This window comes from Corallococcus sp. AB038B (assembly GCF_003668955.1).
Lineage (GTDB): Bacteria > Myxococcota > Myxococcia > Myxococcales > Myxococcaceae > Corallococcus > Corallococcus exiguus.
This window is the reverse complement of record NZ_RAWO01000001.1, coordinates 1,185,942-1,199,038: the sequence shown is the minus strand read 5'-3', so window position 1 is coordinate 1,199,038 and position 13,097 is coordinate 1,185,942. Positions and strand designations below refer to the sequence as shown.

At 68.9% G+C, this 13,097-nt stretch carries 12 protein-coding genes; 4 read left to right on the top strand and 8 right to left on the bottom strand.

Going from position 1 to position 13,097, the window contains the following annotated elements; all coding sequences use genetic code 11:
• Together D7Y04_RS04965 and D7Y04_RS04960 are read right to left on the bottom strand one after the other, a co-directional pair.
• Positions 1-558 carry a Uma2 family endonuclease gene (locus tag D7Y04_RS04965; protein ID WP_120597126.1) on the bottom strand — a complete coding sequence of 186 codons (558 nt, stop codon included), beginning with the start codon at positions 556-558 and terminating at the stop codon, positions 1-3.
• Between the two features lie 114 nt (positions 559-672).
• Positions 673-1,233: a Uma2 family endonuclease gene (locus D7Y04_RS04960; protein WP_120597127.1), complete on the bottom strand. Its 561-nt coding sequence runs from the start codon at positions 1,231-1,233 to the stop codon at positions 673-675.
• A gap of 197 nt (positions 1,234-1,430) precedes the next feature.
• Between D7Y04_RS04960 and D7Y04_RS04955 the strand changes: the two genes are divergently transcribed.
• Together D7Y04_RS04955 and D7Y04_RS04950 are read left to right on the top strand one after the other, a co-directional pair.
• Positions 1,431-2,453, top strand: a complete 1,023-nt coding sequence (locus D7Y04_RS04955; protein ID WP_121758484.1) for an NADP-dependent oxidoreductase — start codon at positions 1,431-1,433, stop codon at positions 2,451-2,453.
• A gap of 141 nt (positions 2,454-2,594) precedes the next feature.
• A complete protein-coding gene (locus D7Y04_RS04950) occupies positions 2,595-4,709 on the top strand; it encodes a catalase (RefSeq protein ID WP_199749617.1) in 2,115 nt (704 codons plus the stop codon).
• Positions 4,710-4,727: 18 nt separating this feature from the next.
• Here the strand turns inward: D7Y04_RS04950 and D7Y04_RS04945 are convergent, their stop codons facing one another.
• Together D7Y04_RS04945 and D7Y04_RS04940 are read right to left on the bottom strand one after the other, a co-directional pair.
• Positions 4,728-5,441, bottom strand: a complete 714-nt coding sequence (locus D7Y04_RS04945; RefSeq protein WP_121758483.1) for a S8/S53 family peptidase — start codon at positions 5,439-5,441, stop codon at positions 4,728-4,730.
• A 23-nt stretch (positions 5,442-5,464) separates the two neighbouring features.
• Complete coding sequence (locus tag D7Y04_RS04940) at positions 5,465-5,656, bottom strand: hypothetical protein (protein ID WP_120577837.1); 192 nt, start codon at positions 5,654-5,656, stop codon at positions 5,465-5,467.
• A gap of 162 nt (positions 5,657-5,818) precedes the next feature.
• Between D7Y04_RS04940 and D7Y04_RS04935 the strand changes: the two genes are divergently transcribed.
• Positions 5,819-7,096, top strand: a complete 1,278-nt coding sequence (locus D7Y04_RS04935) for a dicarboxylate/amino acid:cation symporter (RefSeq protein WP_121758482.1) — start codon at positions 5,819-5,821, stop codon at positions 7,094-7,096.
• A gap of 17 nt (positions 7,097-7,113) precedes the next feature.
• On the opposite strand, the gene D7Y04_RS04930 is transcribed toward D7Y04_RS04935, so the two are convergent.
• Positions 7,114-8,349: an SO2930 family diheme c-type cytochrome gene (locus tag D7Y04_RS04930; protein WP_233601274.1), complete on the bottom strand. Its 1,236-nt coding sequence runs from the start codon at positions 8,347-8,349 to the stop codon at positions 7,114-7,116.
• 39 nt (positions 8,350-8,388) lie between these two features.
• Positions 8,389-9,933: a parallel beta-helix domain-containing protein gene (locus D7Y04_RS04925; protein WP_121758481.1), complete on the bottom strand. Its 1,545-nt coding sequence runs from the start codon at positions 9,931-9,933 to the stop codon at positions 8,389-8,391.
• Between the two features lie 352 nt (positions 9,934-10,285).
• Here D7Y04_RS04925 and D7Y04_RS04920 point away from each other — a divergent pair, with 352 nt between their 5' ends.
• Positions 10,286-10,735, top strand: coding sequence for a hypothetical protein (locus D7Y04_RS04920; protein ID WP_120597118.1), 450 nt, complete (start codon positions 10,286-10,288; stop codon positions 10,733-10,735).
• Positions 10,736-10,749: 14 nt separating this feature from the next.
• Here D7Y04_RS04920 and D7Y04_RS04915 read toward each other — a convergent pair whose 3' ends face one another.
• Both D7Y04_RS04915 and D7Y04_RS04910 read right to left on the bottom strand, forming a co-directional pair.
• Entirely contained in the window at positions 10,750-11,607 is an 858-nt protein-coding gene (locus D7Y04_RS04915) for a neutral zinc metallopeptidase (RefSeq protein ID WP_120597119.1), read from the bottom strand.
• Between the two features lie 138 nt (positions 11,608-11,745).
• Positions 11,746-13,062, bottom strand: a complete 1,317-nt coding sequence (locus tag D7Y04_RS04910; protein ID WP_120597120.1) for a neutral/alkaline non-lysosomal ceramidase N-terminal domain-containing protein — start codon at positions 13,060-13,062, stop codon at positions 11,746-11,748.
• Positions 13,063-13,097 lie beyond the last annotated feature (35 nt).

Here is a 13,097-nt window from a genome sequence, read left to right as displayed (position 1 = left end):
TCAGTCCAACTCGTCCCAGAGCACGGCGAGCTTCAATGCCACTGCCTCAAAGGGTTCGGCGTACACGGAGTCGGTTCCAGAATGGGTCGCCAGCTGCACGTATTGTCCCGACTCCAATCGGAACACTTCCAGGGTGCGAAGAACCGGGTCGATGAACCAGACATGCCGCACACCTTCGCGCGCGTACACCGGAAGCTTCACCTTGCGGTCCAGGCTTCGCGTCGAGGGAGACAACACCTCACAGACCCAGTCAGGAGCCAAGGCAAGGGCCACGGCCTTCGGAGCATGAGGGAGTCGTTCGCGCCGCCAGCCCGCCAGGTCCGGAACGAGGACGTCCTCTCCCAGACTGAGCTCGGGTTCGAGCACGATGTACCAGCCTCCCGGGCCTCCCAGGCCAAAGATAAAGGGATTGCCCAGCTTCGCCATCAGGAACGAAGCCGCCGTGAGATGGGGAAATGCCGGACGGGGGCTCGCATACAACTCCCCCGCGACAATTTCCCCCACGACCCCTTCCGGGAGCGCCTCCAGGTCCGCGTAGGTCGCGGGTTTCTTTCCCATGGATTCCCTCCAGTCCTCGCCGCCCATCACTCTATCCATGACGGGAGGAGGTAGCACGCCCGTCTGACGTACAAGGGTGGGTGGATACTCCTGAACCCTGGAGGTCTCACGCCTTCAGCTCATCGTGCGGCCCCAGATGAATGCGAGGTCCAGTTCCACGGCGTCGAAGGGCTCCGCCCGCACGGGCTCATCCCCGACATGCGTGAGCAGCGCCACGTACCGTCCATCCCGCAGGACGAACACCTCCAGCGTGCGCGTCCGCGGATCCATCAACCAGACGTGCCGCACGCCCTCGCGCGCGTACACAGGCATCTTCGCCTCGCGGTCCAGCTTCCGGGTGGATGGCGACAACACCTCGCAGACCCAGTCCGGCGCGAGAGACGTCGCTGCTGTTTCGGGAACAGCGGGCATCCGTTCCTGCCTCCAGCCCGCGACGTCCGGAACCAGGACGTCCCCTCCGAGATGCAGCTCTGGCTCCTCCATGAGGAACCACCCGCCGGGCCCACTCCGCCCCCGCTCGAAAGGGCCCAGGAGTTCGCCCCCCAAACGGTGGGTAACTGTCCCATGCCGCATCGTCGGCCGTGGGCTTGCATACAGCTCCCCCGCGACGATCTCCCCCACGACATGGTCGGGAAGCGCCTCCAGGTCCGCGTAGGTCGCGGGTTTCTTTCCCATGGATTCCCTCCAGTCCTCGCCGCCCATCACTCTATCCATGACGGGGAGAGGTAGCACGCCCGTCCGACATGACAGGGCACACGTCTGGCGCCCTACCCTACACATCTTCCACGGATTCCCCGCCCAATTCCCTGCCGCGACTCCACGCGGTGGTTAAGAGGCCCGCGCTTCCTTCCATCTTCACGAAAGGCCCCCTCATGGCCACGCCGCTCCAGGGACGTGAAATCCGCCTGAAGTCCCGCCCGCATGGTGAGCCCACGCCGGACAACTTCGAGTTCGCCACGGTCACCGTCCCGGAACCCGCCGAGGGCCAGGTCCTCGTGCGCAACCACTTCATGTCCGTGGATCCGTACATGCGCGGCCGCATGAACGACGCGAAGTCCTACGTCCCGCCCTTCAAGCTGGGCGAAGTGATGGACGGCGGCAGCGTGGGCCAGGTGATCCGCTCGCGCTCGCCTGACTTCAAGGAAGGCGACTTCGTCGTCGCCGGCACCGGCGGCTGGCGCGAATACGCCGTCGCTCCCGCGAAGCACTACCAGAAGGCCGACCCGTCCGTGGGCCCCCTCTCCGCGTACCTCGGAGTGCTCGGCATGCCGGGCATGACCGCGTACGTGGGCCTGCTCGACATCGGCAAGCCGAAGGCTGGCGACACCGTCTTCGTGTCCGCCGCCGCGGGCGCCGTGGGCGGCGTCGTGGGCCAGATTGCCCGCATCAAAGGCTGCCGAGTGGTGGGCAGCGTCGGCTCGGACGCGAAGGTGAAGCACCTCCGCGACGACCTGAAGTTCGACGCCGCCATCAACTACAAGTCCGCGCCCATCGCCGAGTCCCTGGCCAAGGCCTGCCCGGACGGCATCGACGTCTACTTCGACAACGTGGGCGGCGACCACCTGGAGGCCGCCATCGGCCTGATGAAGAACCACGGCCGCATCGTCCTGTGCGGCGCCATCTCCGTGTACAACGCCACCGCCCCCACGCCCGGTCCGCGCAACCTGGGACTCGCCGTGGGCAAGCGCCTCACCCTCCAGGGCTACATCGTCATGGACCACGCGGACCGCCGGGCGGACTTCCTGCGTGACGTGGGCCAGTGGCTGCGCGAGGGCAAGGTCCAGGACGTCTCCACCATCGTGGATGGCCTGGACAAGGCCCCCGACGCCTTCATCGGCCTGCTGCGCGGCGACAACACCGGCAAGATGCTGGTGCGCCTGACGAAGGACGCCTGACGCTCGCTGGCCAACGTCACGAACGAGCGCCACCGGACACAGCCGCCGTCTTGCGTCCTGCACCTCCCAGACGCGGGACACAAGACGTGCGGCCTCCGCCGCGTCCGGCACCCTGCACGCCCTTTCGCAGGAGGCAGTGCGGTGACCTCACAGAAGCAGCCGGACGCGGTGCGCGTGGATGAGAAGAGCAAGGACCAGCAGCTCGCGAAGGACCGCGCGGAGCCCACGGGCAACTTCCTCACCACGGACCAGGGCATCCGCGTCGAGCACACCGACGACTCGCTCAAGATTGGCGCTCGCGGTCCCACGCTCCTGGAGGACTTCCACTTCCGCGAGAAGATGACCCGCTTCGACCACGAGCGGATCCCCGAGCGCGTCGTCCACGCTCGCGGTGCGGGCGCCCACGGCTACTTCCAGGTCTACGAATCGCAGGCGAAGTACACCCGCGCGAAGTTCCTCCAGGACCCGGCCAAGAAGACGCCCGTGTTCGTGCGCTTCTCCACCGTCGCGGGCTCGCGCGGCTCCGCGGATACCGCTCGCGACGTGCGCGGCTTCGCGGTGAAGTTCTACACGGAGGAAGGCAACTTCGACCTGGTGGGCAACAACATCCCCGTCTTCTTCATCCAGGACGGCATCAAGTTCCCGGACATCATCCACGCCGCCAAGCCGGAACCCCACCATGAGATTCCCCAGGCGCAGACGGCGCATGACTCCTTCTGGGACTTCGTGTCGCTCGTCCCGGAAACGATGCACATGATCATGTGGATCATGTCCGACCGCGCCATCCCGCGCAGCTTCCGGATGATGCAGGGCTTCGGCGTCCACACCTTCCGCTTCATCGACGAAAAGAACACCGCGCGCTTCGTGAAGTTCCACTGGAAGCCGCTGCTGGGCACGCACTCGCTCGTCTGGGATGAAGCGCAGAAGCTCGGCGGCAAGGACCCGGACTTCCACCGCCGCGACCTCTTCGAAGCCATCGAGCAGGGTGACTTCCCCGAGTACGAACTGGGCGTTCAAATCCTGGAGGAGAAGGACGCGCAAGCGCTGGGCGTGGACCTGCTGGACGCGACGAAGCTCATCCCGGAGGAGGTGGCGCCGGTGCAGCCCGTGGGCAAGCTCACGCTCAATCGCAACCCGACCAACTTCTTCGCGGAGACAGAGCAGGTCGCCTTCTGCGTGGCCAACATCGTGCCGGGCATCGACTTCACGGATGATCCGCTGATGCAGGCGCGGCTCTTCTCGTACCTGGACACGCAGCTGACGCGCCTGGGCGGGCCGAACTTCGCGGAGATTCCCATCAACCGCCCCGTGGCGCCGGTGCACAACCACCAGCAGGACGGCTTCGGCCGGCACACGAGCAACGTGGGCCGCGCGAACTACTTCCCCAACTCGCTGGGCGGCGGCTGCCCGTTCCTCGCGGGCCAGCAGCAGGGTGGCTACGTGCACCACCCGGAGCAGGTGAGCGGCAAGAAGGTGCGCGAGCGCGCCGCCTCCTTCAACGACCACTACAGCCAGGCAGCCCTCTTCTTCCGCAGCCTGTCCGAACCGGAGCAGCAGCACCTCATCGACGCGTGCCGCTTCGAACTGGGCAAGGTGGAGACGAAGGCCATCCAGGAGCGCATGCTGGAGCACTTCGCGAAGATCGACGCCCTCCTGGTGTCGGCCGTGGCGGAAGGGCTGGGCCTGCCCGCGCCCAAGGCCACGCCCGTCACGCCCAAGGGTCCTCCCGCGTCCAAGGCCCTGAGCATGGAGGCCATGAAGCTGACCACGCCTCCGTCCATCAAGACGCGGAAGATTGGCGTGCTCGTCGCGGACGGCGTGGACGCGGACGAGCTGATGGCCCTGCGCAAGGAACTGGAGTCACAGGGAGCGCAGCTGAAGGTCATCGCCAAGCGCCTGGGCACGGTGAAGGCCTCCAACGGCAAGGACGTGCCGGTGGACAAGAGCGCCATGACCACGGCCTCCGTGGAGTACGACGGCGTCTTCATCCCCGGCGGCGCCGCGAGCGTGGCCACGCTGAAGAAGGACGGCGAGTCGCGCCACTTCGTGCAGGAGGCCTACCTGCACTGCAAGACGGTGGGCGCGTCCAAGGACGCGGAGGAGCTGCTCAAGGCCTGTGAAATCGACCCGGCCGCGCCCGGCGTCGTCGCGGGCTCCAAGGCCGGTGCCGGCGCGGCGCTGGCCACCGCGTTCGCGAAGGCCCTCGCGAAGCACCGGCACTGGGACCGCAAGGACAACGACCGCGTCCCGGCCTGAGGTCCACCGAGGCGAAGGTCACCGCGTCCGCTGTGACGCGGTGACGCGCCGCCATCCGGGAGGACAGCCCTCGCGCAGCACCCGCGCCGCCGCGAGGGCACAGGCGTAGCTGCTCGTGATGGGGCGCTCGCACCACGCGCCATCCGCGTACAGCCGCACCGTGGCCGCGTCCTCGACGTGGTCCACGATGTCCCCCTTCCTCAGCGCGTGGGCCATGGCCGCGTCCGCCACCGTCATCACCGACGGCAGCCCGGACGGCAGACCCGACACGGGGCCCGCGGCGCAGAGCACCACGCTGCCCTGCTCCACCGCGCGGTCCAGCAGCGCGGTGAGGGGCGCCTCGAAGGCGCGGCCCACGGTGCCCAGGCTCAGGTTGATGAGGTCCGGCCGCACGTCTTGCGTCAGCCACTCCAGCGCTTCCAGCAGGCCCAGCGAATCGCCGCGCATCCGCCCATCCAGCACGCGCGCGACGTACCACTCCACGTCGGCACCGGGACGGCCCTGCTCCATCAGGATGCTCAGCACCGCGGTGCCGTGGCCGTGCGTGTCCTCCAGGTCCTCCAACACGGAGTCGCCGCCGCGCCAGGCCGCCAGCTCCTCACGCGAGTGGACACGGGACTCCAGGCGCCGCGCCTCACGGTCCACCGTGAAGCTCGCGGCCCCGGCGAGCGACAGCCCCGCCCCGCGAAGGAAGCCTGCCGACACTCCACTGTCCACGATGGCGACCTTCATGGGGGCAGGGCCTTGCGACACGCCTAGCAGGAGCTGCTCGAGTCCTCGCCCACCGGGTACTTGAGCACCGGGAAGTAGGTGCCCACCCACTGGGTACCGCTCCAGGTGTAGTGCTGGCCGTTGAGGTACGACGTCGCGCAGGCGTGGCCCATCAGGTCCTCGGACCCGCTGACTTCCTCCAGCAGCTTCGACACGTCCTTGCTCGTGAACTTCATGGCAACACTCCTGGCATGGGATTGGGGGGAAAAGCGGGAAGGAGCCTAGGGGGCCAGTGAGCGGGTCGCAATGATGTGGGGCGTCCCTCGCAGGGGAACGCGGCGCCGGACTCGCGAGGGGGTTAGGGTCTGCCCGTCCACCGGTGTGAGAGGTATCGCGCGATGAAGCTCTGGGCCCGCTGGTTCCGCATTCCCTTCTGGCAGCGAGTGCTGGGCGCCTTCGTGCTGGGCGCGCTCGCCGGATGGGCGCTGGGCGACCGCGCCGGCACATGGCTCCAGCCGCTGGGCACACTCTACGTCCAGCTGATCCGGATGATCGCCACACCGCTGGTGTTCTTCGCCGTCATCCACGCGGTGTCCGCGCTGCGCGGCCAGAAGAGCGTGGCGGCGCTGGGCGGCCGCACCTTCCTCTGGTTTGCCGTCACCGCCGCGCTGGCCGTGGGCGTGGGCCTGGGCACCGCCGCCCTCACGAAGCCGGGCCTGGGCGTGGGCACGCTCCAGGCGGCCAGCGACTTCAAGCCCAAGCAGGTGCCCGGTCCCGTGCAGGTGCTGCTGGACGTGGTGCCCACCAATCCCTTCGCCGCGTTGGCGGAGGGCAAGATGCTCCAGGTCATCTTCTTCGCGGGCCTGCTGGGCTTCGCGCTGGTGAAGCTGGGGGACCGCACCGCCCGCCTGCGCGCGCTCGTGGGTGAGGCCAGCGAGGCGATGATTCAAGTCACCCGCTTCGTGCTGGAGCTGACGCCGCTGGGCACCTTCGGCCTCATCGCCGCGCTGGTGGGCACCTACGGCTTCGAGCGACTGCTGCCCCTGGGCACCTTCGTCCTCACGCTGTACCTCGCGTGCGCGGTGCACGTCGTCTTCGTGTACGGCGGGCTGCTCGCGGCGCACGGGCTCAACCCGCTGCGCTTCTTCCGGGGCGCCGCGCCGGGCATGCAGGTGGCGTTCGTCAGCTCCTCCAGCTTCGCGTCCATGCCGGTGGCCCTGCGCAGCGTCACCCACAACCTGGGCGTCGACCGGGACTACGCGGCGTTCGCGGTGCCCCTGGGCGCCAGCATCAAGATGGACGGCTGCGGCGCCATCTACCCGGCGATGACGTCGCTCTTCATTGCCCAATACTTCGGCCTGACGCTGTCCGCGCCCCAGCTCTTCATCATCCTGCTGGCGTCCGTGCTGGGCAGCTTCGGCACCGCCGGCGTGCCCGGTACGGCGGTGGTGATGACCACCGTCGTCCTCAGCTCCGCGGGGTTGCCCCTGGAGGGGCTGGGCTACCTGCTGGCCATCGACCGGGTGCTGGACATGATGCGCACCCTCACCAACGTCACCGGCCAGATGCTGGTGCCGGTCCTGGTGGCCCGCGAGGAGGGCCTCCTGGACCTGGCCGTCTACAACCGCGCGTCCAGCAACGTGGGGCTGGAAGAGCCCCCGTCGCCAGCCGCCTGAGCGCTACTTGCAGGTCGTCACTTGCAGGTCTTCGGCGGCATCGAGTCGATCCAATCCGCGATGAGCTGCGCGCCCTCCGCGTGGTGAATCGTGCGGCCGATTTGCGGCATCATCTTGCCGGACTCCTCCGTGTGCAGCCGATACCAGAGGATGGACTCCGCGTGGTTGCCGGGGACGATGTCGAACTCGCCGCCCACGCCCGCTCCTGCGGAGCCGGGACGCTTGCACTCGCCCAGTGAGAACAGGCTGGTGTTGTCGAAGTTGAGGAACAGCTGGCTGGTGATGCCCGCCGTGCCCTTCGGGTTGTGGCAATGCGCGCAGTTGATGTCCAGGTACGTGCGCGCCCGCGTGTCCAGGTTCGCCGACTGCGGGTCGAACGCGTCCGGCGCCTTCGGCAGCTCCGCCTGGGCGGGCAGCCCGTCCAGCTTGCCCAATGACGCCAGGTACTCCAGCTGGTCGCGCTCCACACCACCGTAGGTGTTCGTGCGGTGCAGGTAGCGCGCCTTCACGCCAATGGGGTGCATCACCTGCTCACCCTTGTCATCCACCAGGTGGTGGCACTGCTGGCACTGGTTCTTGGAGGGCACCGCGTACCGGAACGAACGGGTCTCCCCCTCCGAGTCGATGAACGTCACGTCGCGCACGCGGCCGCCGGTGGCCAGCGTGGCCTCCGTCTGCTCCGTGTTCCAGACGTACGGCCACGCCTCCCAGCCGGAGGGCTGGCGCACCAGGACGCGCGTCTCGATGAACCGCACGTCCTGGTCCGGATTCCGCAGGTCCGCCGGGAAGGCGAACGTCTTCGTGATGAGCGTCCCCACCGGCAGGTCCAGCGCGTCCTTCGGCTGGTAGTGCGCCGTCTTGCCGGGGGGGATGTAGAGGGTGCGTGACTTGACCGCGTAGTCGGAGAACAGCGGCGTGGACAGGGTGTAGGGCACGTTGCCCTCCACCGGGATGAGGCCTCCGTCCGCCGGGCTTCCGGTGAACAGCTCGAAGCCCGACAGCGCGTTGGGGATGGCCAGCGGAGGCCCCGCGTCCACGGGCCCGGCATCCGGAGCGCCCGCATCGAGCGTTCCGGCATCCGTGCCCGCGTCCACGATGCCCGCGTCAGGTTCACCCGCGTCCGGAACCCCCGCGTCCCCCGTTCCGGCATCCACGGTCCCCGAGTCGGGTGTGGGCCCGGGGCCTTCCGGGTCGGAGGAACCGCAGGCCGCCAGCGTCAACGCCAGCAGCACCACGGAGAGACGGGGGCTCACGAACGACGTCCACATGGGTGTCACGCTCCCTGACCGCGGTTACTGGATGAAGTTGCCAATCGTCAGCGCGGGGCTGAAGCCCGAGCAGTTGAACTCCGCCTTCGTGGCCGGGTAGTGCCGCGTGAGGGCCCACCCGCCCGCGAAGTTGCCCGTGGCCGCGGCCGAACCCGCCGCCACCAGGTCCAGGTCCGCGATGGCGTTGACGGTGCCCGTGGGCAGCGTGTTGTCGGCGAAGCAGATGTTGATGGGGTTCAGCTCCGTGCGGGCATGGCCGTAGGGGTCCACGCCGTCCCACACCAGGTGCTCCACGCCCTTCGCGCCCTGCGTCTCGCCGTAGGTGTAGAGCGCCGCCAGGGCCGCGCCCAGGGGCCGCAGCTGCGGGCTCAGGTTGCCGTTGTCCACGTTGTCGCCGCTGCCACCCTGGAAGGTGTTGCCGTGGATGTAGACGTCCGAGCTCGCGAAGTTGAAGCCGCCCGCCTCCCACAGCGCGACGTCGTCCTCGATGGTGAGGCCGCTCAGCACCGCCACGTCCACCGTGTTGTTGTTGCCCCAGGTGTTGCCCGTCAGCTCCACGCGGCGAGACGCCAGCATGAACGTGCCCGTGCCCGCCGGCACCTGCGACACCGTGCTGCTGCTGGCCGCGACGGACGCGAAGTTGTGCCGGTTGTTGCCGGTGATGATGTTGTTCTTCACCCGGATGTCCGTCCCCATGATGGGGTTGCCCGGCAGGTCGAACACCACCAGGCCCGTGGTGTTGTCCTGGGCCGTGTTGCCCAGCACGTAGGCGTACTTCGTGTTTTCAATCTCGATGCCCGCCACGTTCTGCTTCGCCACGCTGTTGCGCACGACGGCGTACTCCGTCTGGCCCACGTAGATGCCCGCGTCCGCGGCGTTGTACGCCTCGCATTCATCGATGAGGACGTACTTGGACTTCACCGGGTACAGGCCGTACTTGCCGTTGCTCTCCTTGTCGGCCTCCGCCCACTCCGTGCGCACGCGGCGCATGACGACGTCGATGGAGGATTCCACGCGGATGGCGTCCTTCTTCGCGTTCCACACCGCCAGGTCGCTCACCGTGAAGAGATTGCCCACCACGTCCAGGCCGTTGGAGTTCGCCGCGGCGTTGGTGAACACCAGCACCGTGCTGCTCGCCCCGCCGGTGCCCTCGCCCTTCGTGCCCTTGCCCGCACCCACCAGCGTGATGCCGTTCTGGCGGATGGTGATGGCGTTGTCGAAGGTGTACGTGCCCGCCGCCAGATTGATGGTGGTGCACTCGGCCATGGTGTTCACCTGGTCCTGGAGCGCCTCCTCCTGGCCCGGCGCGAAGTTCAGCGTCGCCTGGGCCTTGCCCTCGCAGGAGAAGGTCCCCGCGCTGCCGCCGTCCCAGGGGATGCCCGTGTCCACGCTGCCCGCGTCACTGCCGGCGTCCGTGTTCGTGCCCGCGTCCGTGTTCGTACCCGCGTCCACTTTCACGCCCGAATCCGGCGTGGTGTCGTCGTCATCCGAGCAGGCGGTCAACGAGAGGGCCCCTACCAGGGCCAGAACGGTCGCGCGCGTAGCGCGGGTCCACTGCAAACGGGGCATGTCGTTCCTCCGCGAGGCCGCTCCGCATGGGCCACGGGGAAGCGCCCGCGGCCCGCGAAGCAGCGGGAAGGCGGCATGCTCGGAGCAAAGACACACTGGCGACAAGCACAAGTTTCACGTTTGTGTTTTGACGCGGCGCCCCTTCAGTCACGCTCAAAAAAGCACGCGCACGCGGTAAGCCTATCGTCCGCAATGTGTCCGGAATGCGAATGACGCACGGCCCCATGACAGGCGCGCGGTCAGGCCCGTGGGCGAGGGCACCGCGCTCCCCGCAGCCGACCCGCGCGGTCATCTTGAGGAGGAGGTCGCGGCGCGGTTCCCCTCTCCCGCGACGGAAAGAACGAGGACACCCATGCGCACTGGAACCCTGGTGACCCTGGTGGTGGCGCTCGCGTCAGGTCCGGCCCTGGCGCAGCAGGACGAAGCGATGACTGCCCCGGATGGCAATGACTCGCAGAACCTGGATGACCCGCAATCACTGACAAGCGACTCCGGCGACGGCACCTTCTGGAACAATTACTGGTATCAGCCGCCCGCGGAGAGCGGGTTCCAGCAGCCCCTCGCCGGCTCGTATCAGCTCGAGCAGCCGATGGCCGGTTCGTACCAACTGCAGCAGCCGCTCGTCGGCACGTACCAGCTCCAGCAACCGCTCATCGGCTCCTATCAACTCCAGCAACCGCTCAACGGGACGTACCAGTTGCAGCAGCCGCTGAATGGGACGTACCAGCTCCAGCAGCCGCTCATCGGCACGCAGCAGCAGCGCCCGCCGATGCATGGGCCGGGCGCCACGCGGGTGCGCTGAGCCCTTCGCGCCACCTACCGCCGGGCGTTGAAGGTGTCGCACGCCTCCAGCGTCCCCTGCTCCAGGCCGCGCTTGAACCAGGTCATGCGCTGCGCGGCGGAGCCATGGGTGAAGGACTCGGGGACGACGTAGCCCCGGGCGCGCTTCTGGAGGGTGTCGTCGCCCACGGCGCTGGCGGCGCCCAGGCCCTCCTCCACGTCCCCCTGCTCCAAGATGTTCCGCTCCTTCTGAGCGTGGTGGGCCCAGATGCCGGCGAAGCAGTCCGCCTGGAGCTCCGTCAGCACGGAGAGCTGGTTGGCCTGCTCCTCGCTCGTGCGGTTGCGCAGGGACTGCACCTTGCGGGAGACGCCCAGCAGGTTCTGCACGTGGTGCCCCACCTCGTGCGCGATGACGTACGCGCGGCCGAAGTCACCCGGCGCGCCGAAGCGGCTCTCCAGCTCGTCGAAGAAGCGCAGGTCCAGGTACACCTTCTGGTCGCCCGGACAATAGAAGGGCCCCACCGCGCTCTCCTGCATGCCGCACGCGGACTGCACCGCGTCCGAGAAGAGCACCAGCCGCGGCTGCACGTAGCGCACGCCCTGCGGCTCCAGCAGGCCGGGCCAGGTGTCCTCGGTGTCCGCGAGCACGACGGAGGCGAAGTCCTTCAGCTCCTCCTGCTGTGGGTCCACGTTCCCGGAGCCGCCCGTGCCCGGTTGCGAATACGGGGAGGTGCGCGTGCCAATCTGCACGTCGGACGGGTCGCCGCCCAGCAGCATCACCAGCAGGGCCACCACCAGTGACGCGGCGCCACCGCCCACCGCGAGCGGGCGTCCGAAGCCACCGCCCCGCCGGTCCTCGATGTTCGAGCTGCGACGTCCGCCTTCCCACCTCATCCTGTTCCCCCTGTCGCGTGAAGACGCTTTCGAGGACCAAGGTAGGCAGCGGGCCCTCCGTCAGCGACGGTGCGGGCCCAGCGCGGCCGGATGTCAGGAGGTCCGCAGGGCAGGCGGGCGGACGGGCCTTCGCCGCGCCTACTTGACGGGAGAGAAGCCGACCGCGCCAGAGGCCACGCGCGCGGCGGTGCCCAGGCGCTCCATCAAGGCGGGACCGAAGTACTGGCGCCGGGATTCGCCCTGCCCTTCGCGCACCTTCTCAGGCGTGTCCAGGTAGCCCACGTAACCGTTGGCGAGCCCCAGCACGTGCGTCGCCCCGGTGAGGTCCGCCAGCGCGCGGCCCGCGCCCACGGTGGGCTCTCCCGGGATGGACAGCAGCTCCAGGGGCCCCAGCGCCAGCGCGTCCACCTCCGCCTCGCGCGGAGACGACGCGCACAGGAAGTTGTCCCCCGCCGCGCGGGTGAAGGCGGGCACCAGCCGCGAAGAGTCCGGCCGGGGCAGCGCCGTCTGGACTCGCGCGAACGCCAGCCGCACCGGCTCCGTCACGGACGCCGGGGCAGCGCCATCCGCCAGCGCCGACAGCTTGCGCGCGAAGCCCAGGGCGCGCTCGGGGCCCTGGCCCTCGTTGAAGGACACGGTCGCATTGCCCTCGCTGCCCTGCACGAACAGCGTGACGCCACTCCCCGCCTCCTCGCGCAGCGCGCTCAGCCGGCCCGGGAAGTCCGGATCCAACAGCGACCGCTGCCGGGGAATGAGCGTGGCGTGCCCGGCGAACACCAGCACCTCCGCCACGGGCCCCTCCGCTCCGCGCAACACCGCCCGCGTGAGCTGGCCGTCCGGGACATCACCACCGGAGCGGGAATGGACGAGCTCCGCGTCCGCCGCGCCGCCCACCTCCAGTGTCACGTCCTTCATGGAAGCCGCGGCCTTCTCCAGCGCCTCGCTCGCGCCTTCCACCACCGCGTTCGCGGACGCCTCCCGGTAGCGCCCCGTGCCGGAGAGCTGGGCCGCCCACCGCGCGTCGTAGCCTCCAAACGAGGAGTGCGTGTGCGTGGCCACCACCAGCACCTCCTTCACCCCGGCCTTCGCGACGCGCTCGCGCACCCGCGCCGTGATTTCCGGCGTCACCAGGAGCAGCTCCAGCGACACCACGCCCACGCGCGCGCCACCGGCCTCCAGCACCAGGGCCCTCGCATGGAGGGGGAGCTCGGCCTGGCTCGCCTCGGGGCGGGGTGGGACGTAGCCCGCCACCACCACCGGATAGGGCGGGGAGAGGGCCACCTTCGCCGCGCCCGCGCGCAGAGGACCTTCGCCACGCACCTGTGACAGCACCTCGGGCGTGCGCTCCTCCCACCTCCCACACCAGTTCCAGGAGGCGAGCGCGTAGGCGGCCCCGGCCGTTAACAAGGCGAAGGGCAGCAAGGGGCGGAGGAAGGAGCGCCGGGAAGAGGACATGCCGGAGGCAGCGTAACCCCTCGGCGCTTCCAGGC

Excerpts from the sequence above, each read along its gene's own strand:
- D7Y04_RS04965 (WP_120597126.1), bottom strand. The coding sequence starts at position 558 with ATGGGAAAGAAACCCGCGACCTACGCGGACCTGGAGGCGCTCCCGGAA.
- D7Y04_RS04960 (WP_120597127.1), bottom strand. The coding sequence starts at position 1,233 with ATGGGAAAGAAACCCGCGACCTACGCGGACCTGGAGGCGCTTCCCGAC.
- D7Y04_RS04955 (WP_121758484.1), top strand. The coding sequence starts at position 1,431 with ATGGCCACGCCGCTCCAGGGACGTGAAATCCGCCTGAAGTCCCGCCCG.
- D7Y04_RS04945 (WP_121758483.1), bottom strand. The coding sequence starts at position 5,441 with ATGAAGGTCGCCATCGTGGACAGTGGAGTGTCGGCAGGCTTCCTTCGC.
- D7Y04_RS04940 (WP_120577837.1), bottom strand. The coding sequence starts at position 5,656 with ATGAAGTTCACGAGCAAGGACGTGTCGAAGCTGCTGGAGGAAGTCAGC.
- D7Y04_RS04935 (WP_121758482.1), top strand. The coding sequence starts at position 5,819 with ATGAAGCTCTGGGCCCGCTGGTTCCGCATTCCCTTCTGGCAGCGAGTG.
- D7Y04_RS04925 (WP_121758481.1), bottom strand. The coding sequence starts at position 9,933 with ATGCCCCGTTTGCAGTGGACCCGCGCTACGCGCGCGACCGTTCTGGCC.
- D7Y04_RS04920 (WP_120597118.1), top strand. The coding sequence starts at position 10,286 with ATGCGCACTGGAACCCTGGTGACCCTGGTGGTGGCGCTCGCGTCAGGT.
- D7Y04_RS04915 (WP_120597119.1), bottom strand. The coding sequence starts at position 11,607 with ATGAGGTGGGAAGGCGGACGTCGCAGCTCGAACATCGAGGACCGGCGG.
- D7Y04_RS04910 (WP_120597120.1), bottom strand. The coding sequence starts at position 13,062 with ATGTCCTCTTCCCGGCGCTCCTTCCTCCGCCCCTTGCTGCCCTTCGCC.